Annotated in this window: 24 protein-coding genes; 13 read left to right on the forward strand and 11 right to left on the reverse strand. The window is 63.4% G+C overall.

Annotated elements, in window-relative coordinates; genetic code table 11:
- Window positions 1–9: 9 nt before the first annotated feature.
- Together AC3RCM_RS26590 and cyaY are read right to left on the reverse strand one after the other, a co-directional pair.
- Entirely contained in the window at window positions 10–234 is a 225-nt protein-coding gene (locus AC3RCM_RS26590; RefSeq protein WP_064491272.1) for a DUF1289 domain-containing protein, read from the reverse strand.
- Window position 235: 1 nt separating this feature from the next.
- Window positions 236–568 (reverse strand): iron donor protein CyaY, encoded by a 333-nt coding sequence (cyaY, locus tag AC3RCM_RS26595; protein WP_004575827.1) that lies wholly within the window; start codon window positions 566–568, stop codon window positions 236–238.
- 239 nt (window positions 569–807) lie between these two features.
- Here cyaY and lptM point away from each other — a divergent pair, with 239 nt between their 5' ends.
- Genes lptM through AC3RCM_RS26625 form a run of 6 tightly spaced genes read left to right on the forward strand, consistent with a single transcriptional unit; the run spans window position 808 to window position 5,433 of the window.
- Window positions 808–1,026 (forward strand): LPS translocon maturation chaperone LptM, encoded by a 219-nt coding sequence (lptM, locus tag AC3RCM_RS26600; protein WP_010955745.1) that lies wholly within the window; start codon window positions 808–810, stop codon window positions 1,024–1,026.
- 9 nt (window positions 1,027–1,035) lie between these two features.
- Window positions 1,036–2,283 carry a diaminopimelate decarboxylase gene (gene lysA / locus AC3RCM_RS26605; RefSeq protein WP_010955746.1) on the forward strand — a complete coding sequence of 416 codons (1,248 nt, stop codon included), beginning with the start codon at window positions 1,036–1,038 and terminating at the stop codon, window positions 2,281–2,283.
- Between the two features lie 4 nt (window positions 2,284–2,287).
- Window positions 2,288–3,118, forward strand: coding sequence for a diaminopimelate epimerase (gene dapF / locus AC3RCM_RS26610; protein ID WP_014592814.1), 831 nt, complete (start codon window positions 2,288–2,290; stop codon window positions 3,116–3,118).
- A gap of 13 nt (window positions 3,119–3,131) precedes the next feature.
- Window positions 3,132–3,842, forward strand: coding sequence for a DUF484 family protein (locus AC3RCM_RS26615; protein WP_014592815.1), 711 nt, complete (start codon window positions 3,132–3,134; stop codon window positions 3,840–3,842).
- The gene (xerC, locus tag AC3RCM_RS26620) at window positions 3,842–4,741 is read left to right on the forward strand and encodes a tyrosine recombinase XerC (protein ID WP_064491273.1); all 900 of its coding nucleotides are present in this window, start codon (window positions 3,842–3,844) and stop codon (window positions 4,739–4,741) included. The genes AC3RCM_RS26615 and xerC overlap by 1 nt, the downstream gene beginning before the upstream one ends.
- Window positions 4,738–5,433 (forward strand): HAD family hydrolase, encoded by a 696-nt coding sequence (locus tag AC3RCM_RS26625; protein ID WP_010955750.1) that lies wholly within the window; start codon window positions 4,738–4,740, stop codon window positions 5,431–5,433. Before xerC ends, AC3RCM_RS26625 begins: the two co-directional genes overlap by 4 nt.
- Before the next feature lie 181 nt (window positions 5,434–5,614).
- On the opposite strand, the gene sutA is transcribed toward AC3RCM_RS26625, so the two are convergent.
- The 3 genes from sutA to glnK all read right to left on the reverse strand — a co-directional run bounded on the left by sutA (window position 5,615) and on the right by glnK (window position 8,090).
- Window positions 5,615–5,944 (reverse strand): dormancy-specific transcriptional regulator SutA, encoded by a 330-nt coding sequence (gene sutA, locus AC3RCM_RS26630; RefSeq protein ID WP_003253643.1) that lies wholly within the window; start codon window positions 5,942–5,944, stop codon window positions 5,615–5,617.
- A gap of 429 nt (window positions 5,945–6,373) precedes the next feature.
- The gene (locus AC3RCM_RS26635) at window positions 6,374–7,705 is read right to left on the reverse strand and encodes an ammonium transporter (RefSeq protein ID WP_010955751.1); all 1,332 of its coding nucleotides are present in this window, start codon (window positions 7,703–7,705) and stop codon (window positions 6,374–6,376) included.
- A 46-nt stretch (window positions 7,706–7,751) separates the two neighbouring features.
- The gene (glnK, locus tag AC3RCM_RS26640) at window positions 7,752–8,090 is read right to left on the reverse strand and encodes a P-II family nitrogen regulator (protein ID WP_002555808.1); all 339 of its coding nucleotides are present in this window, start codon (window positions 8,088–8,090) and stop codon (window positions 7,752–7,754) included.
- 536 nt (window positions 8,091–8,626) lie between these two features.
- On the opposite strand from glnK, the gene AC3RCM_RS26645 reads away from it, so the two are divergent.
- Complete coding sequence (locus AC3RCM_RS26645) at window positions 8,627–8,893, forward strand: accessory factor UbiK family protein (protein ID WP_014592818.1); 267 nt, start codon at window positions 8,627–8,629, stop codon at window positions 8,891–8,893.
- Window positions 8,894–9,247 carry a gamma-glutamylcyclotransferase family protein gene (locus AC3RCM_RS26650; protein ID WP_020190994.1) on the forward strand — a complete coding sequence of 118 codons (354 nt, stop codon included), beginning with the start codon at window positions 8,894–8,896 and terminating at the stop codon, window positions 9,245–9,247.
- Here AC3RCM_RS26650 and AC3RCM_RS26655 read toward each other — a convergent pair.
- Window positions 9,201–11,270, reverse strand: a complete 2,070-nt coding sequence (locus AC3RCM_RS26655) for a DUF4034 domain-containing protein (RefSeq protein ID WP_409322505.1) — start codon at window positions 11,268–11,270, stop codon at window positions 9,201–9,203. The genes AC3RCM_RS26650 and AC3RCM_RS26655 overlap by 47 nt on opposite strands.
- A gap of 262 nt (window positions 11,271–11,532) precedes the next feature.
- Here AC3RCM_RS26655 and AC3RCM_RS26660 point away from each other — a divergent pair, with 262 nt between their 5' ends.
- Window positions 11,533–13,023, forward strand: a complete 1,491-nt coding sequence (locus AC3RCM_RS26660) for a YifB family Mg chelatase-like AAA ATPase (protein WP_064491287.1) — start codon at window positions 11,533–11,535, stop codon at window positions 13,021–13,023.
- A 68-nt stretch (window positions 13,024–13,091) separates the two neighbouring features.
- Here the strand turns inward: AC3RCM_RS26660 and AC3RCM_RS26665 are convergent, their stop codons facing one another.
- Together AC3RCM_RS26665 and AC3RCM_RS26670 are read right to left on the reverse strand one after the other, a co-directional pair.
- The gene (locus tag AC3RCM_RS26665) at window positions 13,092–13,460 is read right to left on the reverse strand and encodes a response regulator transcription factor (RefSeq protein WP_177410005.1); all 369 of its coding nucleotides are present in this window, start codon (window positions 13,458–13,460) and stop codon (window positions 13,092–13,094) included.
- On the reverse strand, window positions 13,457–14,449 hold the full coding sequence (locus AC3RCM_RS26670) for a response regulator (protein WP_104886913.1): 993 nt from the start codon (window positions 14,447–14,449) through the stop codon (window positions 13,457–13,459). Before AC3RCM_RS26670 ends, AC3RCM_RS26665 begins: the two co-directional genes overlap by 4 nt.
- 239 nt (window positions 14,450–14,688) lie before the next feature.
- Here AC3RCM_RS26670 and AC3RCM_RS26675 point away from each other — a divergent pair, with 239 nt between their 5' ends.
- A complete protein-coding gene (locus AC3RCM_RS26675; RefSeq protein ID WP_064491277.1) occupies window positions 14,689–19,737 on the forward strand; it encodes a trifunctional serine/threonine-protein kinase/ATP-binding protein/sensor histidine kinase in 5,049 nt (1,682 codons plus the stop codon).
- Between the two features lie 93 nt (window positions 19,738–19,830).
- Here the strand turns inward: AC3RCM_RS26675 and ycaC (AC3RCM_RS26680) are convergent, their stop codons facing one another.
- Window positions 19,831–20,457 (reverse strand): isochorismate family cysteine hydrolase YcaC, encoded by a 627-nt coding sequence (gene ycaC, locus AC3RCM_RS26680; RefSeq protein ID WP_003253573.1) that lies wholly within the window; start codon window positions 20,455–20,457, stop codon window positions 19,831–19,833.
- 71 nt (window positions 20,458–20,528) lie between these two features.
- Window positions 20,529–20,891 (reverse strand): helix-turn-helix domain-containing protein, encoded by a 363-nt coding sequence (locus tag AC3RCM_RS26685; RefSeq protein WP_020192890.1) that lies wholly within the window; start codon window positions 20,889–20,891, stop codon window positions 20,529–20,531.
- A 180-nt stretch (window positions 20,892–21,071) separates the two neighbouring features.
- Here AC3RCM_RS26685 and AC3RCM_RS26690 point away from each other — a divergent pair, with 180 nt between their 5' ends.
- From AC3RCM_RS26690 to AC3RCM_RS26700, 3 genes are all read left to right on the forward strand, one after another.
- Complete coding sequence (locus tag AC3RCM_RS26690; protein WP_014592824.1) at window positions 21,072–22,058, forward strand: GlxA family transcriptional regulator; 987 nt, start codon at window positions 21,072–21,074, stop codon at window positions 22,056–22,058.
- Between the two features lie 198 nt (window positions 22,059–22,256).
- Complete coding sequence (locus tag AC3RCM_RS26695; protein ID WP_492629278.1) at window positions 22,257–24,044, forward strand: monovalent cation:proton antiporter-2 (CPA2) family protein; 1,788 nt, start codon at window positions 22,257–22,259, stop codon at window positions 24,042–24,044.
- Between the two features lie 689 nt (window positions 24,045–24,733).
- On the forward strand, window positions 24,734–25,027 hold the full coding sequence (locus AC3RCM_RS26700; protein WP_019437354.1) for a hypothetical protein: 294 nt from the start codon (window positions 24,734–24,736) through the stop codon (window positions 25,025–25,027).
- A 176-nt stretch (window positions 25,028–25,203) separates the two neighbouring features.
- On the opposite strand, the gene ycaC (AC3RCM_RS26705) is transcribed toward AC3RCM_RS26700, so the two are convergent.
- Window positions 25,204–25,833 carry an isochorismate family cysteine hydrolase YcaC gene (gene ycaC, locus AC3RCM_RS26705; RefSeq protein ID WP_064491280.1) on the reverse strand — a complete coding sequence of 210 codons (630 nt, stop codon included), beginning with the start codon at window positions 25,831–25,833 and terminating at the stop codon, window positions 25,204–25,206.
- Window positions 25,834–26,052: the final 219 nt, after the last annotated feature.

The raw sequence follows: 26,052 nt of genomic DNA on the forward strand, positions 1-26,052 counted from the left end.
CCCCTGCGCTCAGTGTGCCTTAGCCTGCTCGCGCAAGACCTGGGCCTCGCGGCAGATCTGCCGGCGCCGTTCGTCATCGGCCGAGCGCCATTCGCGAATGTGCTCGACATGCCGATGGCAACCGGTACACACCCGCTGTTCGTCCAGCCGGCATACGCTGATGCACGGTGACGGCACTGCAGGGCTGACGTTGCTGTAAAGCGGCTTGGGCGGCCGGGCCTGGGCGTTACTCATGTCAGATTTCGTCGAAGTCCAGCTTCTCGCCGGCCCGCTCCCAGACGATACGCTCGAGCATTTCACCCAGCAACTCTTCGCTCTTTTCGCACACCCACTTGCCACTGTCTTCGTCGTAATCGAAGTGGAAACCACCGGAGCGGTCGGCAAGCCACAGCTGGCGCAGTGGCTCCTGACGGCTGAAGATCAGCTGGGCACCGCCCTCGAACTTGACGGTCAGGACACCGGCTGAGTTCTCCATGTCCAGGTCCAGACCGCTCTCGTCGAACAGATCTTCCAGGGCCTGTTGGGTCGCGTCGACCAGATCATGGAAACGCGCTTCACTCAAACTCATTGCAGGAACCTCGAAATTGGCTGCGTTACAGGCAAGCCGGGCAAGATACGGGCGCTTGCCGCCGAATGCAAAGGTTTAGCCGTTGCCTTCACCGGCCTCTTCGCGGGCAAGCCCGCTCCTACAGGGGGCTGCGCAGAGGCTAAGCATAGCCCGCCCGGCGGACCGGTCCTTGCATAGGCAAGCCGCCGGTCGCTCGGTATACTCGGGCGCAATACTGCATTTTTCTAAGGATTTCACCCATGAAGCGCCTGATTTCCTCCTTCGCGGCGCTGGTCGCTGTTGCCTGCCTCGTTTCGGCCTGTGGCCAGAAAGGCCCGCTGTATCTGCCTGAAGATGGCGATAACGGCAAAGCGCACACGTCGCACCAGCACCAGCCAAAAGCCAAGCCGGCCCCGGCACAAGAACAGCAGCCCGAGCTGCAGTCCGAGTCCGAGCCCGAGCAGTCGCCAGCGCAGTAAGGAAACCAGATGAACGCTTTCAACTACCGCGACGGTGAGCTGTTCGCGGAAGGCGTGGCCCTGTCGGCCATTGCTGAACGTTACGGCACCCCCACCTACGTGTACTCGCGCGCCCACATCGAGGCCCAGTACCGTAGCTACGCAGACGCCCTGCAAGGCACCGAGCACCTGGTGTGCTTCGCGGTCAAGGCCAACTCCAACCTTGGCGTGCTGAACGTGCTGGCGCGCCTGGGCGCAGGCTTCGACATCGTCTCCGGTGGTGAACTGGAACGTGTGCTGGCCGCTGGCGGGCGTGCCGACCGCGTGGTGTTCTCCGGCGTCGGCAAAACCCGTGAAGACATGCGCCGCGCCCTGGAAGTTGGCGTGCACTGCTTCAACGTCGAATCCACCGACGAGCTGGAGCGCCTGCAAGTAGTCGCCGCCGAAATGGGCAAGGTTGCCCCGGTGTCGCTGCGGGTCAACCCGGACGTCGATGCCGGTACCCACCCGTACATCTCCACTGGCCTCAAAGAAAACAAGTTCGGCATCGCCATTGCCGATGCCGAGGCCATCTACGTACGCGCCGCACAGCTACCGAACCTGGAAGTGGTCGGTGTCGACTGCCACATCGGCTCGCAGCTGACCACCGTCGAGCCATTCCTCGACGCCCTCGACCGCCTGCTGGTGCTGGTCGACCGCCTGGCCGAGTGCGGCATACACCTGCGCCACCTGGACCTGGGTGGCGGTGTCGGCGTGCGCTACCGCGACGAACAGCCACCACGGGTGGCCGACTACATCAAGGCCATCCGCGAGCGCGTGGGCGAGCGCGACCTGGCCCTGGTGTTCGAACCAGGCCGCTACATCGTCGCCAACGCTGGCGTTCTGCTGACCCGCGTGGAATACCTCAAGCACACCGAACACAAGGACTTCGCCATCATCGATGCAGCGATGAACGACCTGATCCGCCCGGCCCTGTACCAGGCCTGGATGGGTGTCAGCGCGGTCAAGCCACGTGCAGGCGAAGGCCGTGCCTATGACCTGGTCGGCCCTATCTGCGAGACTGGCGACTTCCTCGGCAAGGACCGCGTACTCAACCTGGCCGAAGGTGACCTGCTGGCCGTAGAGTCCGCGGGCGCCTATGGTTTTGTCATGAGCTCCAACTACAACACCCGCGGCCGTTGCGCTGAAATCCTGGTCGACGGCGACCAGGCGTTCGAAGTACGCCGCCGCGAGACCGTCGCCGAACTGTATGCTGGCGAAAGCCTGCTGCCGGAGTAAGCCCATGCTGCTGCGTTTTACCAAGATGCATGGGCTGGGCAACGACTTCATGGTCCTGGACCTGGTCAGCCAGCACGCGCACATCCAGCCCAAGCACGCCAAGCAATGGGGTGACCGCCATACCGGTGTCGGCTTCGACCAGTTGCTGATCGTCGAGGCGCCGAACAACCCGGAAGTGGACTTCCGCTACCGCATCTTCAACGCCGACGGCTCCGAGGTCGAGCAATGCGGCAACGGTGCGCGCTGCTTTGCCCGCTTCGTGCTGGACAAGCGCCTGACCGCGAAAAAGCGCATCCGCGTGGAAACCAAGAGCGGCATCATCGTGCTGGACGTGCAGAACGACGGCCAGGTGAGTGTCGACATGGGCCCACCCCGCTTCATCCCTGCCGAAATCCCCTTCGTTGCTGACGCGCAGGCGCTGAGCTACCCACTGGAGGTCGACGGCCAGCTGCATTCCATAGCCGCCGTGTCCATGGGTAACCCGCACGCCGTGCTGCGTGTCGACGACGTGCATACTGCCCCCGTGCACGAGCTGGGCCCGAAGATCGAAAACCACCCACGCTTCCCACAGCGGGTGAATGCCGGCTTCATTCAAGTCATCGACCGCCACCGCGCCAACCTGCGCGTGTGGGAACGCGGCGCCGGCGAAACCCAGGCTTGCGGCACCGGCGCCTGCGCCGCGGCCGTGGCGGCGATCAGCCAGGGCTGGATGGACTCCCCGGTGTCCCTCGACCTGCCCGGTGGCCGCCTGCACATCGAATGGGCCGGCCCCGGCAAGCCCGTGATGATGACTGGCCCGGCCGTACGCGTCTATGAAGGACAGGTTCGTCTCTAAACGAGTAACCGCCATGACCGATCAGCCCAAGGTTGTACCCAAGCAGTCCGCCGAGCTCGATGCCGAAGCGGTGGTCGCCTACCTGCGCGCCCACCCCACCTTCTTCGCCGAGCACGACGAGCTGCTGATCGAACAGCACATCCCGCATCAGCGAGGAGACAGCGTGTCGCTGGTGGAACGCCAGCTCAAGCTGCTGCGTGACCGCAACATCGAAATGCGCCATCGCCTGTCGCAACTGATGGACGTGGCCCGCGACAACGACCGGCTGTTCGACAAGACCCGCCGGCTGATCCTTGACCTGCTCGATGCCGGTAGCCTGGAAGAAGTGGTAATGGCGGTCGAAGACAGCCTGCGCCAGGAATTCCAGGTGCCCTTCGTCAGCCTGATCCTGTTCGGCGACAACGTCGCGCCGGTCGGGCGCTGGGTCAGCAATGCCGAGGCGCAGCAAGCCATCGGTGCCCTGCTGGGCGGTGGCAAGACCGTCAGTGGCAACCTGCGCGAGCACGAGCTGGCGTTCCTGTTCGGTGAAGAACAGCGCCGGGAAGTAGGCTCCAGCGCCGTGGCAGCTCTTGAGTACCAAGGGCTGCATGGGGTTCTGGCCATCGGCAGCCGCGACCCGCAACACTACAAGAGCAGCGTCGGTACCCTTTTCCTCGGCTATATCGCCGAGGTGCTTGGCCGCGTTGTGCCACGCGTTACCCAGACCCTGCGCCCGGTACGCTGATGAAACGCCAGCTGGAGGCTTATTGCGCACACCTGCGCAACGAGCGCCAGGTGTCGGAGCACACCTCGCAGGGCTACCGTCGCGACCTGGAAAAAGTCATCGCCTACTGCGCAGAACACGGCATTGCCGATTGGCAGGCGCTGCAAATCCAGCAGCTGCGCCAGCTGATCGCCCGCTTGCACCACCATGGCCAATCTCCGCGCAGCCTGGCACGCCTGCTGTCGGCAGTGCGCGGCCTGTACCGCTACCTCAACCGCGAAGGCCTGTGCCAGCACGACCCGGCCAACGGCCTGAGCGCGCCCAAAGGTGAGCGGCGGCTGCCCAAGGTACTGGATACCGACCGCGCACTGCAGCTGCTCGATGGTGGCGTCGACGACGACTTCATCGCCCGGCGGGACCAGGCGATCCTCGAACTGTTCTATTCCTCGGGCCTACGCCTATCGGAACTGACCAACCTCGATCTTGATCACCTCGACCTCGCCGCCGGCCTGGTGCAGGTACTGGGCAAGGGTGGAAAAGCCCGCGTACTACCGGTGGGTCGCAAGGCTCGCGAGGCGTTGCAGGCCTGGTACCGTTTGCGCGGCATCGGCAACCCACGCGACCGTGCAGTGTTCATTACCCGCCAGGGCAATCGCATCAGCCCCCGGGCAGTGAGGCTGCGGGTAAAGGTTGCCGGTGAGCGTGAGCTGGGCCAACACCTGCACCCGCACATGCTTCGCCATTCCTTCGCCAGCCATGTGCTGGAATCATCCCAGGACCTGCGCGCGGTGCAGGAGATGCTCGGCCATGCCGACATCAGCACGACGCAAATCTACACCCACCTGGACTTCCAGCACCTGGCCGCGGTGTACGACAGCGCCCACCCTCGGGCCAAACGCAGCAAAGGCACAGACTCATGAGCATCAAGCTGATCACCTTCGACCTCGACGATACCCTGTGGGACACCGCGCCGGTGATTGCCACCGCGGAAGTCGTGCTGCGCGACTGGCTCGAAGCCAACGCACCAACCCTCGGCAGCGTGCCGGTGGAACACCTGTTCGCCATCCGCGAGCGCCTGGTGCAAGCAGAGCCCGGCCTCAAGCACCGCATCAGCGCCCTGCGCAGGCGCGTGCTGTTCCATGCCCTGGAAGAGGTCGGCTACAGCGAGCAGCACGCACAGGCGCTGGCCAACGAAGGCTTCGAAGTGTTCCTGCATGCGCGCCACCAGGTGGAGATCTTCCCAGAGGTACAACCGGTGCTTGAGATCTTGCGCCATCAATACATCCTGGGGGTGGTCACCAACGGCAATGCCGACGTCAGCCGGCTGGGGCTGGCCGATTACTTCCGCTTTGCCCTGTGCGCCGAGGACCTGGGCATTGGCAAGCCAGACCCTGCACCATTCCTTGAAGCGTTGCGCCGCGGCGAGGTGGACGCGGGTGCGGCGGTTCATATTGGCGATCACCCTGGCGATGATATTGCCGGTGCCCAGCGCGCCGGTTTGCGCGCGGTGTGGTTCAACCCGCAGGGCAAGGCCTGGACTGGCGATCAGGCGCCGGATGCCGAAATCCAGCGCCTGTCGCAGCTGCCCGACGTGCTCGCGCGCTGGCGCTGACGGAGGCCGCTTTGCGGCCCATTCGCGGGCACGCCCGCTCCCACAGGGACCGCGCAGGCCCTGGACCCTGTGGTGAACCTGTGGGAGCGGGCATGCCCGCGAAGAGGCCGGCACAGGCAACACAAAACCCACAGGCATAAAAAAGCCCGCAGCGACGGCGGGCTTTTTTGCGATCAGCCACTCAGATAGGGCGGCTGCCGTACTTGTTGTCTGGCTTCTTGGGCGGGTCAGCGACCACGTTGGCCTCGACTTCCTGCACCTTGCCACCGCGAGAAAGGAATTCTTCCATCGCCTTGGCCAGTGCATCACGCTCTTTCTGCTTGGCTTCCATGCTCGGCATCTCGTCTACCGAGACTGCTGCCTTGGATTTGCCCTTGGCAACGGGTGCCGGGCTGCTGTCGTCATCGCCAGCGTCTTCCACGCCGTCGTCAGCCGCCCCTTCAAGGACCTCATCACCCTCGTCTTCGTCGCCTACTTCGAGGTCATCATTTTCCAGATCGTCGTCGCTCATGTTCTACCTCATGACTTGCGAAAAGCAGGTTGGTTATAGACCAGTGCAGCCGTAGACCGGCAGCCACCAGTGAAAATTCAACTGGCCGTGGGTTAGGCCACTGCCCTTGGGTCGGCACTCCTGATGGGAGGCGGCACCCAGCAGGCCCTGCTCCTGGCAGGACCTGACAAATCCATTAGCCCCTGCTGGCCACACGCTATTGGCAAGCCTAGCAAAGGCTGGCGAAGTGTGTGGACTACTCGTCAAACACCCTTCGGCGCGCATTCTAGCGCGCCCGTGGAAAAAGCAAAGCACCATAAACGCCCTGCGGCTTGTAAGTTTTTTACCTACGTCACGAACGTGTCGAATAAACCGTTTGCCGTGCGGGAAATGCTGAAAAACTGGCAAAAAAATGCCCGGCAAGCCGGGCAAGTTTTTACCGCGTCGCAGTTACAGGTTGTAGCCGCGCTCGTTGTGCTGAGCCAGGTCGAGGCCGACCGACTCTTCTTCTTCGTTGACCCGCAGGCCCATCACCACATCCAGCACCTTGAGAATCACGTAGGTGACGATGGCGGTGTAGACCACGGTGAAAATCACACCTTTGGCCTGGATCCAGACTTGCATGCCGATGTCGGTGACGGTACCGAAGCCGCCCAGCGCCGGAGCCGCGAATACACCCGTGAGGATGGCGCCGATGATGCCGCCAACACCGTGCACGCCGAAGGCATCCAGCGAATCGTCATAGCCGAGCTTGCGCTTGAGCGTGGTGGCGCAGAAGTAGCAGAGCACACCCGAAACCAGGCCGATGATCAGCGCGCCAATCGGCCCGACGGTGCCCGCAGCCGGGGTGATGGCGACCAGGCCAGCAACCACGCCCGAAGCGATGCCCAGAGCACTTGGCTTACCGTGACCGACCCACTCGGCGAACATCCAGCCCAGGGCGGCGGCGGCGGTAGCGATCTGAGTGACCAGCATGGCCATGCCGGCAGTACCGTTGGCGGCGGCAGCAGAGCCTGCGTTGAAACCGAACCAGCCGATCCACAGCATCGCTGCACCCATCAGGGTATAGCCGAGGTTGTGCGGGGCCATCGGCGTGGTCGGGTAGCCCTTGCGCTTGCCCAGTACCAGGCAGCAGACCAGGCCTGCGATACCGGCGTTGATGTGCACCACGGTGCCGCCGGCGAAGTCCAGTACGCCCCAGTCCCACATCAGGGCACCGTCACCGCTCCACACCATGTGGGCGATCGGCGCATACACCAGGGTGAACCAGATACCCATGAATACGAGCATCGCCGAGAACTTCATGCGCTCGGCAAAGGCACCGACGATCAACGCCGGGGTGATGATGGCGAACGTCATCTGGAAGGTGATGAACACCGCTTCAGGGAACAGCGCGGTGGCCGAGGTCAGGCTGTCGGGCGTGACGCCGCTGAGGAAGGCCTTGGAGAAGCCGCCAACGAAGGAGTTGAAGTTGAGCACGCCCTTTTCCATACCGGCGGTATCGAAGGCCATGCTGTAGCCGTAGACGACCCAGAGAATGCTCATCAGGCCGGTGATTGCAAAGCACTGCATCATCACCGACAGCACGTTCTTGGATCGCACCATGCCGCCATAGAACAGGGCCAGGCCCGGAATGGTCATGAACAGCACCAGCGCCGTTGCGGTCAGCATCCAGGCGGTGTCGCCGGAATTAAGCGCTGGGGCAGCTTCCTCTGCCAGGGCAAGCCCGGGCATTACGAGGGACAATAGGGCTCCTAGCCCTGCGATCTTACGCAGAGTCATGTTGTTTTCTCCTGGGGCGTTGGGTTTGGTGAGGCTTTTTTGCTGCTTAGATCGCGTCGGTATCGGTTTCGCCGGTACGGATGCGGATCGCCTGCTCCAGATTCACCACGAAAATCTTGCCGTCACCGATCTTGCCGGTGTTGGCTGCCTTGGTGATGGCTTCGATTACCCGATCAAGGTCTTTGTCATCGATGGCGACATCGATCTTCACCTTGGGCAGGAAATCGACCACATATTCAGCACCGCGATACAGCTCGGTGTGGCCCTTCTGCCGACCGAAACCTTTGACTTCGGTGACGGTGATGCCCTGCACGCCGATTTCCGACAGCGACTCGCGCACGTCGTCCAGCTTGAACGGCTTGATGATGGCTGTGACTAGCTTCATGAAACTCTCTCCCGATTTGGTGGACTTGCCCCAGGAAAACAAACCCGTCTCAAGTCTAAGCGCAGCGGTTGGCTTTGTAACGCGTCGTCGGCATCCGGCTCCGCGTGCGCACTGCCTGGTCACAAGGAACTGCTTCAGTGCATGGCTCGTACAGGTCTTTGCAGAAACCTTGCCAGTTCCGACAAAGCGCCGAAAAACAGAGCGTTATGTGATTTGGTCGGGATTGGCCAGTCGCCAGCATGGGAAACATGCACAATTTCGGTGCGCAGCAGCGGGGCAGGTTGCGCGAAAAATGTGCAACGGATTAGAAACCGCAGATCATTCTTTTTCGTGAGCAACTGTCTTGCTCAATTTCTAAAAGTTGGCGCGATCGCTGTGGGAGCGGGCTTGCCCGCGAACACGGGCGAAGCCCTTGCCATCCACCGCGGTGTTTTCTTCGCGGGTAAACCCGCTCCTACGAAGGCCAATGTGCACTCAGGCGCCAGGTTTGTGCGTGCTACACTGGCGGCCATTTCTCCGTTTCAGTGGACAGCCCCATGCTCCCGCCCAAAGCCCTTCTCGATGCCCTGAGCGAACAGGCCTCGCGCCTGTTCAGCAGCGATGCCGCCCAGCCCCGTGCGGAACTCGAAAGCCAGTTCAAAGTGTTGATGCAAGGCGCCTTCAGCAAGCTGGACCTGGTCAGCCGCGATGAGTTCGACAGCCAGATGGTTGTACTGGCGCGTACCCGCGCACGCCTTGAGGCCTTGGAAAAACAGGTAGCCGAGCTGGAAGCCCGGCTGAACCCAACTTCACAGGATGAATGAATGCAGCCCTCCAGCGCATACCCGGTACTGTTGTTTTCCTACGGCACCTTGCAGGATAAAGCCGTGCAGTTGGCCAACTTTGGCCGTGAGCTGAACGGCCAGGCCGACCGTATGCCGGGCTACCGCCTGGACTGGGTCGAGATCACCGACCCGGGCGTACTGGCGACCAGCGGCAAGTCTCATCACCCCATCGTTTCCCCCAGCAGCCAGGCCAACGACAGCGTGGCCGGCATGGTCTTCCAGATCAGCGAAGACGAACTGGCAGCGGCGGACCGCTATGAAGTTGCCGACTACAAGCGCGTCGCAGTCACCCTTGCATCGGGCCTGACAGCCTGGGTTTATGTGCGCGCCTGAGCCCGTCCGATGCAGGTTGAACCCGCAACGACTCGGCGTGGGTAAAGGCCTGTTTCGGTGGTAGCTCACTTGCATGCAGTGTGCCGCGGAACAATGCCGCCCCGCACTGAGTAAACAACGTCTTCACCCGGCTGTGCGAATTGAGGATCTGGGCCTGGATATCACCAATGGCCGAATCCCTTGGTTGCAAGCTGGCCGCTCGGTTGACCCATTGGATGGCGGCAAAGCGGCTTTGCTTGCGGGTGCCACGCCCCTGCATCCAGGCCAGCCCCAGTTCGGCGCTGGCACGCCCTGCAAGCCACGGGTCCGGGTGCTCGACCAGGCTCAGCAGGTAAGCAACCGCCTCACTTCGCTCCTGCGCCTCACCAAACCGGCGTAACAAAATCCCCAGGTGCAACCGCGCACACGCATTGGTCTGCCCGTTGCCCAGCGCGTCGACAAGCAGGCGCCTGACCGCCAGCATGGCACTGCGCTCGTTCAGATCCTCATCGCCGTCCATGCGCAGGCAGGCCAGGTTGTACTTGGCCTGCCTGCTGCCCGCCTCCACCGCACGCTGCAGCCAGTACCCGGCTGCTTCGTCGTCTAGGTAATGCGCCGGGGTGTTGGCCAGGCCGCCATGGTGCAGCTCATACAAGGCCAGGGCAGCACCCGGCAGGTTCAGTTCGGCGCAGCGTTCATACAGGTAGCAGGCCACTTCATGCCGGTTGGCTGCCCACAGCAATCGCGCCACTTCAAGCACTTCGAACCCCGGTGCCTGGCCCGCGAACTGGCGACTCACCGCCCGTTGCAACCATAGCCTTGCCTGCTCGGCCGAGCGTGGCAGCGCCCACAGCCCGAAACGGTGCCCGACAGCGCGTAATGCACAGGCAGCAGCATGTGAACGGCCGTCACACAGGCGCTCAATGGCGCTGTGTAACAGTTGCCTCTCATCTGCCATGCCATTGCGCAGTATCAGCTCGGCCAAACAGCGAAACGGCACGCCCATGGCGCGGATGGCGCCGAGATCGGCATTGCACGCCAAGCTCGCGGCAAAGTCGCGCATAGCGCCAGCATGGTCGCCCGATGCCCCGCTGCGCAGCGCCCCCCGCCATGCCAGAACGACAGCACGTTCCCTGGGCCTCAACGGGCGTTGTGACCAGTCTTCGAACACGTGCTGCCAGTCGGCGACGGCTTGCAACGGATCAGCCTGTGGCAGCATCAGCCGGCCTTCGACGGCCATCCAGTGCAGCGCATTACGCAAAGGCTCGTCCCAGGTTGCGCACAACGGGCCATTGATCAACAGCTCGTACGCATCGAGGCTGCCGCCCCAGCGTGGCAGCAGGTACACAGCAAGGGCCTGGATCGCTTCGAAGCAGCCGGGGCGGGCGATCAGCGCATGGCGCAGCCAGTAATAGCGAGGGTCCTCGTTTTCATGGTCGACCCGCTTGCCCAGGTAGCGCGGCAGCGCCTGTGGCAGCTCGGCCAAGGGCAAAAGCCCATGCCTCACCAGCAACGGCGCTGCAGCTTCCTGTACCTCTACATCGGCATGGGCACTGGGCCTGAAGCGTGCAGGCTCCCCCTGGAACAGTTGGAGCAACCAACCAGGCTCATGGAACTGCGCACTGATGCGCAGCATGCCAATGGCCGCTGCCACGGGGTGCGCAGAGCGGTCCATTGCACGCAACAGGTGCGCGGTGGCGGATTCACAAATTTGCGCGACCGCCAGCAAGCGTGCAGCGTTGCGTGGGCCATCAACCTGCACCTGGCAGGCTCGGTGGAAGCAGTGCATACCCATTACCACTTGTGGGTGGTAAGCCCTGGGGCACGCGTCAATCCAGGCTCTGAGCACTTGGCTCAGGGCCCTGTCGCCCTGGTTTTCCTGGTCGAGCAGCATGTGCCCGTCAATGGCCGCCAGGTAGGCCGGGAACTCGCCGGGCGGGGCCTGACGCCACTGAGCCTCAAGCCTGTCGAAAAAGCGGTTGAGTTCAACGAATGCACTGGCCTGCACCAGTTCGCGCATTACCTGGTGCGTGCGGGTGAGCATTTGCACGGTGCAATACCTCAAGTCCATTTGAAAGAAGACGCAGTGCCATCCCATGGCAACTGCGGTTGCCCAACAACACTAAGTCATACCTGACGCCTGCGCAAAGCCTATTGGATCCATTTTTGCCGAACCGCATGAAAACGCAGGGAAAACCCCTGCCCTGAAAAACCACGACGCACACTTGTTGCGCCTGCCGTGGCAGCACTGGCTATTCTTTGCCCAGCCGCAGGAAGCGGCATTTTCCAGCAACAACGGAGTGTTCATGTCCCTAGCCCTCGTCCACAGCCGCGCCCAGGTAGGCGTGCAGGCACCGGCGGTCAGCGTCGAAACCCACCTGGCCAACGGCCTGCCTCATCTCACCCTGGTCGGCCTGCCGGAAACCACGGTCAAGGAAAGCAAGGACCGGGTGCGCAGCGCCATCGTCAACTCCGGGCTGAAGTACCCACAGCGGCGCATTACCCAGAACCTCGCCCCCGCCGACCTGCCCAAGGATGGCGGCCGATATGACCTGGCCATCGCCCTGGGCATCCTCGCCGCCGACGGCCAGGTGCCGATTGCCACCCTGACCGATATGGAATGCCTGGGCGAACTGGCGCTGTCGGGGAAATTGCGCCCAGTGCAGGGCGTGCTGCCTGCGGCACTCGCGGCACGCGAAGCAGGCCGGGCGCTGGTAGTACCACGGGAAAATGCCGAGGAAGCCAGCCTGGCCGGCGGGTTGGTGGTGTATGCGGTGGGCCACCTGCTGGAGTTGGTCGCCCACCTGAACGGCCAGGTGCCGCTGCCGCCCTACGCTGCCAACGGCCTGATCCTGCAGCAACGCCCCTACCCGGATTTGAGCGAAGTGCAGGGCCAACTGGCAGCCAAGCGTGCCTTGCTGCTGGCTGCGGCCGGTGCGCACAACCTGCTGTTCACCGGGCCGCCCGGCACCGGCAAGACCTTGCTCGCCAGCCGCCTGCCCGGGCTGCTGCCACCGCTGGACGAGCACGAAGCGCTGGAAGTGGCGGCAATCCAGTCGGTCAGCGGGAAAGCGCCGCTGAACAGCTGGCCACAGCGACCCTTTCGCCACCCCCATCACTCTGCGTCCGGCCCGGCGCTGGTCGGTGGCGGTAGCCGACCGCAACCAGGTGAGATCACGCTAGCCCATCACGGCGTGTTGTTTCTCGACGAACTTCCGGAGTTTGAGCGGCGCGTACTGGAAGTGCTTCGCGAGCCACTGGAGTCAGGTGAAATCGTGATTGCCCGTGCCCGCGACAAAGTGCGTTTCCCCGCGCGCTTCCAGCTGGTGGCAGCGATGAACCCCTGCCCTTGCGGCTACCTGGGCGACCCCACTGGCCGCTGCCGCTGCAGCACCGAGCAGATCGCGCGCTATCGCAACAAGCTGTCCGGGCCACTGCTGGACCGCATCGACCTGCACCTGACCGTGGCTCGCGAGAGCACTACGTTGAACAACCAGCCTTGTGGTGAAACCAGTGCCGATGTCGCCGTCAGGGTGGCTGAAGCGCGGGAGCTGCAGCACAGGCGACAAGGCTGTGCGAATGCATTTCTCGACCTTGAAGGTTTAAGGCACCACTGTGGGTTGGTAGCGGCGGATCAGGTCTGGCTGGAAGGGGCCTGCGAGCGGCTGACCTTGTCGCTACGGGCGGCGCACCGGTTGTTGAAGGTGGCGCGGACACTGGCGGACCTGGAGGGATGCGAGACGATTGGCCGGGCGCACCTGGCCGAGGCCCTGCAGTACCGACCGGGGAGCAGTTAGATTGCCAGGGTTGTGATGCCCCCCTGCAGGAGCGGGTTCACCCGCGAAGAGGCCGGCACAGCCATACCTCACTGACCGCCAGCCAAAGCCTCTTCAACCACCTTCAGCAGCACCTCTTCAGAAAACGGCTTGCCCAGGCAGGCCAGTGCCCCAAGGCCCATCGCTGCCCGTACCGAGCCATCGTCCCAATGTGCCGACATGCAGATCACCGGCAAGCGCCACCCCCGCTGTGCCAGCTCACGCTGTACCTCCAGCCCGCTCATCCCCGGCATTTTCAGGTCCAGCAACACACAGCCCGCCTCGCCCGCCAGTGGCGAAGCCAGGAATGCGTGCCCGGCGGAAAACGACAAGGTCTCGAACCCCGCCGAGCGCAGCAGGTTGGCCAGGCTTTTGCGCACCGAGGCATCGTCGTCGACGATGCACACCTCTCTGCTCATGCGCCGCCCAGGCTCGCAGACCGCGCTCCGAGGAGGTTGTGCATGGCCGCAAGCTCCAGCAGCGAGCGGGACTGCATCTTGTTCATGATGTTCTTCTTGTGCACCTTGGTCGTCACCTCGCTGGTGCCGATCTGCCTGGCGATCTGCTTGTGCGACAAGCCGCCTACCACCAGCGAGAAGACCTGGCGCTCACGCTGAGTCAGGCGCTGGTACTTTTCCTCGACCTGCCGCGCCTGCAGCCACTTGCGGCCTTCGGCCACGGCCCGGGCGCGCACTGTCTGCAACAGGGTCAGCAACTGGTCTTCATCGAACGGCTTGGTCAGAAACTCCACCGCCCCGGCGCGCATGGCCTGGACGGTCATCGGGATGGTGCCGAAACCAGTCATGAACACGATCGGCCAGGGCAGCGCCAGCCGGCACAGCGCATCCTGTACCTCCAGGCCACTTGTGCCAGGCAAGTGCATGTCCAGCAGCAGGCAGGCACAGGGGGTTTCCAGGCGAGCCTCGAACAGCGCCTCGGCACTGGCAAACAAGTGGTGCGGGATGTCCTGCGAGCGCAACAGCCGGCCCAACGCGGTGCGCACCGACGAGTCGTCATCCACCACCAACACCGGCACATTCACGCGCTCATCGAGCGGCTCGACAGTCTCGGCCAGGCTGCGCAGCAACGACCTGCCCAATGCCTCACCAGGCTCCTCGAGGCTGATCTGCGCGGCCAGGCGATAGCCCCGGCGCGGCACGGTCTGGATCAGGCCACGGTCGCCAAAGGCCTTGCGCAGCAAGGACACCTGAACCTGCAAGTTATTGTCCTCGACCACCGTGCCGGACCACACCTGGCTGAACAACTCGTCCTTGCCGACCACGCGGCCCTTGGCCCTGATCAGCGTGGCCAGCACGTCGAAAGCACGCCCACCCAACAGGATCGGCTTGCCATCGACAAAGACTTCGCGCCGCTCCAGCGACACCTGGGCATTGCCTATTCGGATCATGGCTTCCTCGCGCGGGCACGGGCGTTTTCGCTGCCCTGGGCAGCCTAGGCCAGCGTTGGCGTTCAGACAATTATCCCGAGGGATAGGTTGGCCCAAGGACTATACAAAAGCCCGCCTGCCCCAAGGGGACGATAACGGACAACAGCGTGCCCGTTCCTGCCAAGCAGGCTGTAACCCGCATCCATGCTGGGCCCGCTGCGTATACTCGCGCCTCAGGATGTCGCTAGCGGGGGTGCTTTATGCTCGATGAACGCCTTGCCCACAGGCCCATCGATTACGACCAGTCAATCGACGAGGGCTGGCTGAAGCGGTGCGAGATCAGCGCGCTGGGCCAGGAAGGTGAACTCAGCTATTTCCGCCTGCGCGACCCAGCCACAAATCAGGCCTGGATCGCCGTGCGCGCGCCGCTCGAGGCTCCTTCCGCCTGTCAGCGCCTGGAACGTGACTACCGCCTGCAACTGGACCCGCAGTGGGCGGTGATCCCCTCGGCGTTCGTGCGCTCGGCCGAAGGCCCGTTGCTGGTGTACCCGGCCGGGCGCTCAGTCGCCGACCTGATCGCTGAAGGCCCTGCTGCACTGGAGCCGTTTCTCGACATCGCGGTGAACGCTGCCCATGCGTTGGCGCAAGCGCACGAACGCAATGTGCTGCACGGTACATTGCAGCCTGAACATGTATACCTGCGCGCCCACCAGCGGGTGCGCCTGGGCTTCTTTCGTGCCGACCCAGCAGAGCGGATCAGCGAACAGGGCACCCCGCTCGGCAACTGGGCCTACCTGGCGCCGGAGCAGGTTTGCCCGCACGGTAGCAGCAGCGACCGACGCAGTGACATCTATGCCCTGGGGGCAATCCTCTACCAGTTACTGGTAGGCGAACTGCCGCTGGCCGGGCGCGACACCCAGCACTGGCGACAGCTGCATGCTGGTGTGCAGCCGCGGGCGGCCAGCGAAGCGGACAGCAAGGTGCCGCCCCCCCTCAGCCTGGTCCTGGCAAAGGCCTTGGCCAAAGAGCCGGACGCCCGCTACCAGAGCGCGCGCGCCCTTGCAGTGGACTTGGCTCACTGCCAGCGGCAGTGGGCCGCCCACAAATCCATGGCGCCCTTCACCCCAGGCTGCGCCGACCCGGTAGCGCCCGGCCACGCGCGCCTGTTTGGCCGCGGCGCCGAGCAAAAGGCTATCACCCTGCTGCTCAAGGCCTTGCATCGCGATAGCAAACCACAAGCCCTGGTCATCAACGGCGCTGCTGGCATGGGCAAGTCGAGCCTGGTCGAAGCCGCTCTCAAGGCCAACGCCGAAGGTTACTGGGCCGTCGGCAAATGCAACAGCCACACCCAAGCAGTGCCCTACACGCCCTGGATCGAAATACTCGGTGCCCTGACTACCCAGTTGCTGGCCAAGAACAGTCAGGACCTCGTCACCCTGCGCCGCGAAATCCAGCGCCGCATCAAAAGTCATGGTCGTCTGCTCGGCAAGCTGGCCCCGGACCTGCAACTGATTCTCGGCCCCCTGCCCCAATTACCCGCCAAGCCCACGCGCCTTGCGTTGCAGAAGGAACTGCACGCGATCATTGAATTCCTGCAGGTTTTCAGCCGGCCTGGCCAACCGCTGGTGCTGTTCTTCGACGACCTGCAATGGGCCGACGACGCCACCCGGCAACTATTGGCCCAACTGCTGGCTGAAGCGCCGGCCAACCTGCTGCTGATTTTCACTCGGTGCAACGATACGCCCACCACCAGCGCACCGCTGGCCATACCCGCAGCGGTGCGCAGCACCACGCTGAACCTGCGGCCGCTGGCCGTTGGGGCGGTGGCCGAGCTGATTGGCGAGCGCTTCCATGTTGCCCCCGAGGCCGCATTTCAACTGGCCGAACGGGTGCATGGCAAGACGGCGGGCAACCCGTTTTTCATCAACCAGATCCTCAGGGCCATGGTCGAAGACCAGCTGTTCATCTTCGACACCCAGGCCATGCGCTGGTCTTGGTGCCTGCAGGCCGTGGCCCGGCACTGCTACTCCGACAATGTCGCCGACCTGATGGTCCACCGTCTGGAGCGCCTGCCGGCACCGCAACGCGACCTGTTGCGGGTCGTCAGCGCGGCGGGCAGCCACTGCGATGAACACCTGCTTCGGCAAGTGCTCGCCCAACCGCCAGGCGAACCCTTGAAAGCCTTGATTGGGGCTGGCTTCCTGCAACCGGGCCAGAACGGCTTGGGCTTCACTCATGACCGGGTGATGGAGGCCGCTTATGCACTCACGCCCGTGCACCAGCGCGCCTCGCTGCATGCACGTATCGCCCTGGCCATGCGCCAGGCTTGGCCAGGGCGAACGCACGAGGTGTTGTTCGAGCTCGCCAGCCAGCTACAACGCGCCAGCCCCTGCGGGTTTGCAGCGGATGACTGCGAAGCGTTCCTGCAGCTTTTACGCGAAGCCGCATCATGCGCACGCGACGTCGGCACCTTCGAGCAGGCCGCTGGCTACCTGCACACCGCCGAGCAGTTGCTGCAGCACAGCGCCACGCTGGAAAGCCGCGCCACGCATGGCTTTGCCATCGCCTGCATGGCGACGGAGTGCGACATGCAACTGTCACGCACGATCGCGGCCGAGGCCCGCCTCACTGAATGCCGCCAGCGTGCCCGCTCGGTGTTGGACCAGGCGCGGGCGTGCCGGCTGCAGGCACTGCTGTACACCTCGCGCGGTGACTATCAGGCGGCCATCGACAGCGCCCTGGCCGGCCTGGACTTGCTGGGCATCAGCCCGGTGCGGGGCCTCGACTGGCAACAGGTCGAGGCCAGTCATGCCCATGTGCAGGCGTTGATCGAACAGAAGGACCGGCATTGCCTGGAGTCACTGCCGCGCACCGATTCGGAGGAAGTGACGGTTGCCATCAGCCTGCTGGCCACTCTGTCATCATCATTCTTCGTGAAGGACGACATCTGCTTCCTGCACCTGGCCAAGCTCATGGAGATGTCGCTACTGCACGGCGTTGCCCCGGGCAGCACCTACGGCATGGCCTGGTACGGCGTGATGATTGCCGAGCGTTTTGGCGCTTACCATGATGGCCATGCCTGTTGCCTGGCCGCGCTCAAGCTGATCGAACGGCACGGTTTCGACGCTGATCTGACCAGCGCGTTGCTGGCCCTGGACCAGGTCAGCGCCTGGACCTCGCCCATGGAATTCGCCCGACGTACCGCGCTGGACGCGGTCGACTCGGCGCGCCTGAGCGGTGACCTGGCGATGAGCTGCTATGCCTGCAACCACCTGGTTTCAGATTCGCTGTTCATGGGCCGCTACCTGCCGGACGTGGTCGAGGAAGTGGCGCAAGGCCTGGCCACTGTGCGTCGTCACGGCTACGGCGATATCGAGCAGATCCTGCTGGCCCAGCAAGCGTTCGTCGCCAACCTGAGCGGCACGCCCTGCCCCGCCCCGGCCACCGCCTCGAAGTCGCCCACCACGCGGTTCTTCCAACACCTGTTCGCCGCCATGTGCGCCTTCTACATGGGCAATATCCCGAAGGCCATGCGCGACCTGGCATTGGCCGGCGACAATACCTGGGCCGCACCCGCGCACATCAACCTGGCCGACTATCACCTGTTCCGCGGCCTGGCCCTGGGCAGCCCCGAGGCCCACGGCAGCCTTGTCGACAAGCTGCGCGAGCTGCAGGCCCTGCGCGAGCGCTTCAGCCGCTGGGACGGCTTCAACCCGGCCACCTTCCGCAGCAAGCAGTTGCTGATCGAGGGCGTCATCGCCAAGCTCGAAGGCGACGGCCTGGCCGCGATCCGCTGCTTCGACCAGGCGCAAATCGCCGCCACCGCTGCCGGCTTCATCCACGAGCAGGCGCTGGCCCATGAACAGCTGGCTGAGGTGTGCATCCCCAGCGGCCTGATCTCGGGCGCCAACCTGCACCTACGCATTGCCCGCGACTGCTTCCACATCTGGGGCGCGACCGGCAAGGTGCACCAGCTAGAGACGTTGCATCCGTTTTTGCGCACCCAGCCGATTCAGGAGACCTATCGCGCCACCCACCAGGCCAGGCTGGACCTCGAAGCCGGCATCGAAGCCGCGCGGGCGCTGTCCGAGGAAGTGCTGCTCGAAGGCCTGATCGAAACCCTGATGGGCCACCTGACCCAGCACTCCGGTGCCGACCATGGCGCGCTGCTGATTGTGAGCGGCGCCGAATTCCAGATGGCCGCCCTGGCCTACATCGACGATGCCGGGCTGCACGTGAGCATGGACAACTGCCAGAAGTTCATGACCCAGGCACCGTTGTCGGTCATCAACACCACCATGCGCACCCGCAAACCGCTGGTGCTCAACGATGCCCTCAGTGAGTGCCCGGAGGCCTTCCGCCAACAGCTGCAGGCGCGCAACGCCCGCTCGGTGCTGTGCCTGCCGCTGGTTATCCAGGGCGTGCTGATCGGCCTGGTGTACCTGGAAAACCGCCTCGTGCCGAACCTGTTCGGCAGTCAGCGCCTGGCCATGCTGGAAATCCTCGCCTCGCAGGCAGCCGTGTCGCTACAAACGGCCAAGTTCTACACGCGCCTGGCCGAGGAAAACCAGATCCGCACCCAGATGGAGGCTGAGTTGCGCCGCTCGCGTGCGGAACTGGCGCGCAGTGCGCACTTGCAGGCGATGAATGAGCTGTCAGCGTCCATCGCCCACGAGATCAGCCAGCCGCTCCTGGGCATCGCCTCCAATGCCGCGGCCAGCCTGCGCTGGCTGAAACGCGCCAAACCCGACCTGGAAGAAGCGATTGCCGGCCTGGAAGACATCCGCAACGACAGCGAACGGGCCGGCAACATCGTGCGGGCGCTGCGGTCCCTGGCCAAGCAGTCACCCATGCAACTCAAGGCGGTGAAGCTGGACGAGTTGATCCGCGAGGTGGTGCGCCTGACCTCGGCCGACGCCGCCAAGGGCAAGGTGGATGTGCAGACACGGTTGAAGGCCGGGGTGTGCGTGACAGCCGACCCGGTGCAGTTGCAGCAGTTGGTGTTCAACCTGATTACCAATGCCCTGGAAGCGTTGGCGGGGTATCGCTGTGACGGGGTGCTGAAGATTACGTCGGCGGTAGTCGAGGACGAGGTGGAGATCTGCGTGGACGACAACGGGCCGGGGATCGCGGCGGACGAGCGTGAGCGCGTATTCGATGCGTTTCATACCACCAAGACCGGTGGCATGGGGATGGGCTTGGCAATCTGCAGTTCGGTCGCTCAGGCCCACGGCGGGCAGCTGCAGGCGCTGGTGTCGCAGTTGGGTGGATGCCGGATTCGTGTCAGTCTGCCTTTGAATCACGCATAGCCTGTGCCGGCCTCTTCGCGGGTAAACCCGCTCCTACGGTCGGCGCGGCTGTAGGAGCGGGTTTACCCGCGAAGAGGCCAGTACAGGTTTACATCAACGCGAGGCCAGCGCTGCGTAGCTGTTCATCAGGTTGCGGTAGTTGGGGATACGCTGCGACAGCAGGTTACCCAGCCCTTCGATGTCGTTGCGCCAGTCGCGGTGCAGTTCGCAGGCCACCGAGAACCAGTTCATCATCTGCGCACCCGCCTGGGTCATGCGTACCCAAGCCGCTTGCTGCACGGTTTCGTTGAAGGTGCCCGAGGCATCGGTCACCACGAACACTTCAAAACCTTCCGCCAGCGCCGACAGGGTCGGGAAGGCCACGCACACATCGGTCACCACACCGGCGATGATCAGTTGCTTGCGGCCCGTGGCCTTGATTGCCTTGACGAAGTCTTCGTTGTCCCAGGCGTTGATCTGGCCGGGACGGGCAATGTACGGCGCATCCGGGAACATCTCTTTCAGCTCGGGCACCAGCGGGCCATTCGGGCCTTGCTCGAAGCTGGTGGTGAGGATGGTCGGCAGACCAAAGAACTTGGCCAGGTCGCCCAAGGCCAGCACGTTGTTCTTGAATTCGTTGGGCGAAAAATCCTGCACCAGCGAGATCAGACCGGTCTGGTGGTCGACCAGCAGCACCACGGCGTCGTCTTTGTTCAGGCGCTTGTAATCGGGTTGGCTCATGGGGTGACTCCTTGGGTTGGGATAACGGGCCGGCACTGTCCGCAGGGGTTATACCGGTGGATAGCTTTGGCTTAAGAAAGTGTCTGCGCCTGCCGCCAGGCCTTGGGTGGCTGGCCGACCAGGCGGCTGAAAGCACGGGTGAAATGGGCCTGGTCACAAAAGCCGCATTCCAGGCTCACGTGGGTGATAGGCGCCTCGGTGGCAAGCAAGCGCTTGGCCTTTTCCATGCGCGCCAGCAGGCGCCAGGCCTGCGGCGAAAGGCCGGTGTTGACTTTGAAGGCGCGGGAAAAATGGCTGCGGGTAAGGTTGCATACCGCGGCGATCTCGATGATCGACAACGGGCTATGCAACATCAGCTCCTTGGCCCGGCGCAGCCGCGCGGGCGTGAGTGCGCCGGGGGTTTGCAGCGGCGCTTCGGGCGTCCCAGGGTACATGGCGACTCTCCTGTTCAATACGGAAAGTCTCGCCCCCGGCACATGACGAAGTCCTGAGCCAAACCTGAATTGTTGTTAATTGTGTGCTGCTGGCCCTGGGCGTTTTGCCGATACCTTAAGATGCGTTTCGTATTCAGCTTCTGGCCGCTACCCGCGGCCGGCATTCAAGGCGAAAGAGGTATGCAGGAAAAACCCGCCCACCGCACCGTGGCCATGGTGCTGTTCAATGATGTGCTACTGCTGGATGTCACCGGTCCCATGGATGCATTCGCCATCGCCAACCGGTTCTTGCCTGCAGCACGGCAATATCGGCTGCTGACCTTGGCCGAGGGGCAAGCAGTGGTACGCGGCTCATGCGGCCTGAAGGTAGTGGCCGACCGGCGCCTGGAAGACTTGCCGGAGGCCGTCGACCTATTGCTGGTGCCGGGCGGCCCTGGGGCCTATGACATCGCCCTGCCAGGGATCGAGCGCTGGCTGCCCAAGGCCGTGCGCCAGGCAAAGCGCTTCGGTGCCATCTGCACCGGGGTGTTCCTGCTGGGGCGGGCCGGGTTACTGAATGGCTATCGCTGCACCACCCACTGGAACTACGTGGAGCGCCTGGCACAGGCGTTTCCCGAAGCCAAGGTGGAGACCGAGCAGATTTACGTGATGGACCGCTGCCTGATCACCTCGGGCGGTATCACTGCAGGGATCGACCTGGCACTGGCGGTGGTCGCCGAGGACCATGGCAAGGCGCTGGCCCTGGAAGTAGCCAAGGTACTGCTGGTTGCCCGCCACCGTCAGGGCGGGCAGACACCCTACGGGCCGCTGCTGGCTGCGGTACCGCGCGATGACTCGCCGATTGCCCGGGTGCAAGCTTATATCGTCGATCACATCGAGCAGGCGTTCACCGTGCAGAAAATGGCCGAACTGGTGGCCATGAGCGGGCGTAACTTTGCCCGGACATTTCTGCGCGAGGTGGGCATTACGCCGCTGCAGTACCTGCAGAATGCGCGCATCGATCGTGCACGCAAGCTGCTCGAATGCGGTGACCTGCCGATGAAGGTGGTGGCGGCGCAGTGCGGGTTTGGCAGTGACCGACACATGCGCAAGGTATTCTTTGAGCGAATTGGCATGACGCCGGCGCAGTATCGGGCACAGTTTGGTGGCGGTGAACAGTCGGATTAGCGCTGCCTTCTTCGCGGGCGCGCCCGCACCCACAGAGATAGCACAGGCCTTGAGCCCAGGTAAGCGCCGGCACCGATTGTCACCCTGAACAGGACAATGTTTCTTCCCGTGAGATGATTGTCTGACGCCACCCTACCTCTCAGAATTGGCCGTCAAACTGTTCGAACGCTGCCCCGGCAGCTCATGGAGTAAGAGCCAATGCCACACGAAGGCAGCCTTCTGCAAACCGCGGTGATCTTCCTGCTTGCCGCCGTCCTCGCCGTCCCCCTGGCCAAGCGCCTGCAACTGGGTGCCGTGCTCGGCTACCTGCTCGCCGGTGTGGTCATCGGCCCGCAAGCACTTGGCCTGATCCGCGACACAGAAAGCGTGGCGCACATTTCCGAACTGGGCGTGGTCTTGCTGCTGTTCATCATCGGGCTGGAACTGTCGCCCAAACGCTTGTGGCTGATGCGCAAGTCGGTGTTTGGTGTCGGCACTGCCCAAGTGGTGCTGACCGGCGCAGTAATCGGCGCCATCGCCCTGTTCGGCTTCAGCCAGACGCTACCAGCAGCCATCGTGCTCGGTCTGGGCCTGGCGCTTTCGTCCACCGCCCTTGGCCTGCAGAGCCTGGCCGAGAGCAAGCAGCTCAATGCACCGCACGGCCGTCTGGCGTTCGCCATCCTGTTGTTCCAGGATATCGCCGCGATTCCGCTGATCGCCTTGGTACCGCTGCTGGCCGCCACTGGCCCGGACACCAGCCAAGGCGACAGCCTGCAACACGGCCTGAAGGTATTCGCCAGCATCGCCGTGGTGATCATCGGCGGTCGCTACCTGTTGCGCCCGGTGTTCCGCACCGTGGCTCGCACCGGCCTGCCGGAAGTGTCTACTGCCACCGCACTGCTGGTGGTGATCGGCACCGCCTGGCTGATGGAAGAAGCGGGTATCTCCATGGCCCTTGGCGCTTTCCTCGCCGGCCTGCTGCTGGCCGACTCGGAATACCGTCACGAGCTGGAATCGCAGATCGAACCCTTCAAGGGCCTGCTGCTGGGGCTGTTCTTCATCAGCGTGGGCATGGGCGCCAACCTGCACCTGTTACTGGAAATGCCGCTGGTGGTGCTGGGCCTGACCCTGTTGCTGGTGGCCGTTAAGCTGCTGTTGCTGATAGGCGTCGGCCGCCTGGTCGGTGGCCTGAACAGCGCCAGCGCCCTGCGCCTGGGCATGGTATTGGCGGCCGGTGGCGAGTTCGCCTTCGTGGTGTTCAAGCTGGGCAAGGACCAAGGCCTGTTCGATACCCAGACCTACGACCTGCTGCTGATGACCATTACCCTGTCGATGGCCATCACCCCGCTGCTGATGCTGGGTTGCGCCCGCGTCCTCAAGCGCCCGCAGCCGGCGCGTGAAGTGCCCGAGCAGTACAAGCAGATCCAGACTGATACGCCGCGGGTGGTGATCGTCGGCATGGGCCGCATGGGCCAGATCGTCGCGCGCATCCTGCGGGCGCAGAAGATCCCGTTCATTGCCCTGGAAACCTCGGTGGACACCATCGAGATGACCCGCATGTTCGAACAGGTACCGGTGTTCTACGGCGACCCGCTGCGCCCGGAGGTGTTGCACGCCGCCAAGGTGGGTGAAGCGGAGTATTTCATCATCACCATTGATGACCCTGAAGCCGCCATTCATACCGCCGCACGGGTGAAGCGCCTGTACCCACACCTGAAGGTGCTGGCCCGGGCGCGCAACCGCCAGCATGTGCACAAACTGGCGGATGTGGGCGCCGAGCCGATTCGCGAGACGTTTTACTCCAGCCTGGAAATGACCCGCCGGGCACTGGTGGGATTGGGCCTGAGCGATGAACAGGCGGCGGACCGCATTGCACGGTTTACCCAACATGACGAAGAGGTGCTGGAGGCCCAGGGGCAAGTGCGTGATGACCGGGCCAAGGTGATGCAGACGGCCAAGGAGGCGCGGGTGGAGCTGGAGCGGTTGTTTGATTCGGATGCGGACTGAGGCCTTTTGGCGCATGCCTCGAGGGTTGTAGTGCCTGTGAGATCGAGCGCCGCCCGCGCGGCGCTTCGCGGGTAAACCCGCTCCTACGCTGTTTCGGGCCAGTCCCTCCTGTGCCAGGCGCGCGCGACCGCCTTGTTTGTACGACGCGATATCGAGGCGTGCGCCAGGGGGCTCGCGTGCGCGTCCCACAGGAATAACTGGCCCGAAACAGACGTAGGAGCGGGTTTACCCGCGAAGCGCCGCGCGGGCGGCGCTCGATCTCACGGGCGCCCAAAAACTATCGCCAGGCACCTGGAAGCCATCATGCAATTTCCTGACGATCACCTCGCCGCCATTACGCGAACTCACAAAAACCATCACAAATCGTCTAATTCTCAGCTGGGTCCTACTTCCCCGCGAACCATTTCCTACGTTCACGCCAATCCCAAGGAATTATCCTACACACCGTGTCGACGCCCGTCTGATTGTCCGGGGAAGGCCAGCTCTCTAGGCTGACCAGGTCGCTGTCGGTTCAGCGATCGGGTGTGGAAACCCGGCAGGTAATCGGAATGGCAGTTGTCATGGCAGCTGCGCGCGGGAGGCCGAATGGCCTGCCGGGGTTCCGATAGCCCGGCTTTCCACCCCGCGTGCAGCCGCCACCCTTCGCGTGGAAACGGATGGTGCCGGCCAACCTCTATCGGAGTTTGGCTATGAAAAAGATTGTCCCCGATCCACCCCTCCCCAACACCACACAACGCTCTTTCAGCCGCTGCGATGCCGGCCATCCCCCATTGTTCACCGTAAACCCAGGCGTTTCCGCCCACGATGCCCTGGTGCATGTCGCCCAATACCTGCGCGGTGCCTACGACTGTGGCTACAAAGCCTTGGAGCATCTGGATGACACAGGCAAGAGCCTGTTCTGGAGCAACCTGAACGCACTCGAAATGGCAGAAGGGTTGGTTGAGGCATTGCTGGATGGGATTGAGTCACAGCCCATGAACTGAGTCGCCTGCACCGGCCCTTTCGCGGGCATGCCCGCTCCCACAGGTACTGCACTGGCGTTGAATCTTGCGCGATCCCTGTGGGACCGGGCTTGCCCGCGAAGAGGCCGGTACAGCAAACAAAAAAGGCCGGCTCCCTATAGAGAGAGCCGGCCTTTGTGCGCGTTGCTGATGGTTGATTACTTACCCGCAGTCAGCGCGTTATAGCTGGTCATCAGGTTGCGATAATCCGGAATGTGGTTGGAGCAGAGTGCAGCCAGCCCTTCGACATCGTTGCGCCAGTCGCGGTGCAGCTCGCAGGCCACGCCGAACCAGGTCATCAGTTGGGCGCCCGCCTGACTCATGCGGTCATGCGCGGCATCACGGGTCATTTCGTTGAAGGTGCCGGAAGCATCGGTCACCACGAACACGTCAAACTCTTCTTCCAGGGCAGACAGGGCCGGGAAAGCTACGCACACTTCAGTCACAACGCCGGCGATGATCAGTTGCTTCTTGCCAGTGGCTTTCACGGCCTTGACGAAGTCTTCGTTGTCCCAGGCGTTGATCTGGCCAGGGCGGGCAATGTACGGCGCGTTCGGGAACAGGGCTTTCAGTTCCGGCACCAGCGGGCCGTTGGGGCCTTGCTCGAAGCTGGTGGTGAGGATGGTCGGCAGGTTGAAGAACTTGGCCAGGTCAGCCAGCGCCAGCACGTTGTTCTTGAACTTGTCCGGCTCGATATCGCGCACCAGGGACAGCAGGCCAGCCTGGTGGTCGACCAGCAGTACGGCAGCGTCGTCTTTGTTCAGGCGGTTGTAGGTGAATTTGCTCATGGTCTGTGCTCCTAAGGGTTATGAATTTTTCAGCAATCCGGGGTGTTTCGCGTTGATGGGCACAGATTAAAATCATCACCTTTGCGGCGGTAGTTAGCAGAATCTGGCTTTAGCGTTCTGATTTATGAACGATGGATTTGTAGGGGGCTGTGCCGGCCTCTTCGCGGCTAAAGCCGCTCCTACAAGCGAAGAGGCCGGCACAGGCAACCAAATACCCGG

This window comes from Pseudomonas sp. GW823-FHT05G12 (assembly GCF_058795575.1).

What these genes read in the sequence shown, in the direction of transcription:
- AC3RCM_RS26590 (WP_064491272.1), bottom strand. Translation starts at nt 234, where the DNA reads ATGAGTAACGCCCAGGCCCGGCCGCCCAAGCCGCTTTACAGCAACGTC.
- cyaY (WP_004575827.1), bottom strand. Translation starts at nt 568, where the DNA reads ATGAGTTTGAGTGAAGCGCGTTTCCATGATCTGGTCGACGCGACCCAA.
- lptM (WP_010955745.1), top strand. Translation starts at nt 808, where the DNA reads ATGAAGCGCCTGATTTCCTCCTTCGCGGCGCTGGTCGCTGTTGCCTGC.
- lysA (WP_010955746.1), top strand. Translation starts at nt 1,036, where the DNA reads ATGAACGCTTTCAACTACCGCGACGGTGAGCTGTTCGCGGAAGGCGTG.
- dapF (WP_014592814.1), top strand. Translation starts at nt 2,288, where the DNA reads ATGCTGCTGCGTTTTACCAAGATGCATGGGCTGGGCAACGACTTCATG.
- AC3RCM_RS26615 (WP_014592815.1), top strand. Translation starts at nt 3,132, where the DNA reads ATGACCGATCAGCCCAAGGTTGTACCCAAGCAGTCCGCCGAGCTCGAT.
- xerC (WP_064491273.1), top strand. Translation starts at nt 3,842, where the DNA reads ATGAAACGCCAGCTGGAGGCTTATTGCGCACACCTGCGCAACGAGCGC.
- AC3RCM_RS26625 (WP_010955750.1), top strand. Translation starts at nt 4,738, where the DNA reads ATGAGCATCAAGCTGATCACCTTCGACCTCGACGATACCCTGTGGGAC.
- sutA (WP_003253643.1), bottom strand. Translation starts at nt 5,944, where the DNA reads ATGAGCGACGACGATCTGGAAAATGATGACCTCGAAGTAGGCGACGAA.
- AC3RCM_RS26635 (WP_010955751.1), bottom strand. Translation starts at nt 7,705, where the DNA reads ATGACTCTGCGTAAGATCGCAGGGCTAGGAGCCCTATTGTCCCTCGTA.
- glnK (WP_002555808.1), bottom strand. Translation starts at nt 8,090, where the DNA reads ATGAAGCTAGTCACAGCCATCATCAAGCCGTTCAAGCTGGACGACGTG.
- AC3RCM_RS26645 (WP_014592818.1), top strand. Translation starts at nt 8,627, where the DNA reads ATGCTCCCGCCCAAAGCCCTTCTCGATGCCCTGAGCGAACAGGCCTCG.
- AC3RCM_RS26650 (WP_020190994.1), top strand. Translation starts at nt 8,894, where the DNA reads ATGCAGCCCTCCAGCGCATACCCGGTACTGTTGTTTTCCTACGGCACC.
- AC3RCM_RS26655 (WP_409322505.1), bottom strand. Translation starts at nt 11,270, where the DNA reads ATGCTCACCCGCACGCACCAGGTAATGCGCGAACTGGTGCAGGCCAGT.
- AC3RCM_RS26660 (WP_064491287.1), top strand. Translation starts at nt 11,533, where the DNA reads ATGTCCCTAGCCCTCGTCCACAGCCGCGCCCAGGTAGGCGTGCAGGCA.
- AC3RCM_RS26665 (WP_177410005.1), bottom strand. Translation starts at nt 13,460, where the DNA reads ATGAGCAGAGAGGTGTGCATCGTCGACGACGATGCCTCGGTGCGCAAA.
- AC3RCM_RS26670 (WP_104886913.1), bottom strand. Translation starts at nt 14,449, where the DNA reads ATGATCCGAATAGGCAATGCCCAGGTGTCGCTGGAGCGGCGCGAAGTC.
- AC3RCM_RS26675 (WP_064491277.1), top strand. Translation starts at nt 14,689, where the DNA reads ATGCTCGATGAACGCCTTGCCCACAGGCCCATCGATTACGACCAGTCA.
- ycaC (WP_003253573.1), bottom strand. Translation starts at nt 20,457, where the DNA reads ATGAGCCAACCCGATTACAAGCGCCTGAACAAAGACGACGCCGTGGTG.
- AC3RCM_RS26685 (WP_020192890.1), bottom strand. Translation starts at nt 20,891, where the DNA reads ATGTACCCTGGGACGCCCGAAGCGCCGCTGCAAACCCCCGGCGCACTC.
- AC3RCM_RS26690 (WP_014592824.1), top strand. Translation starts at nt 21,072, where the DNA reads ATGCAGGAAAAACCCGCCCACCGCACCGTGGCCATGGTGCTGTTCAAT.
- AC3RCM_RS26695 (WP_492629278.1), top strand. Translation starts at nt 22,257, where the DNA reads ATGCCACACGAAGGCAGCCTTCTGCAAACCGCGGTGATCTTCCTGCTT.
- AC3RCM_RS26700 (WP_019437354.1), top strand. Translation starts at nt 24,734, where the DNA reads ATGAAAAAGATTGTCCCCGATCCACCCCTCCCCAACACCACACAACGC.
- ycaC (WP_064491280.1), bottom strand. Translation starts at nt 25,833, where the DNA reads ATGAGCAAATTCACCTACAACCGCCTGAACAAAGACGACGCTGCCGTA.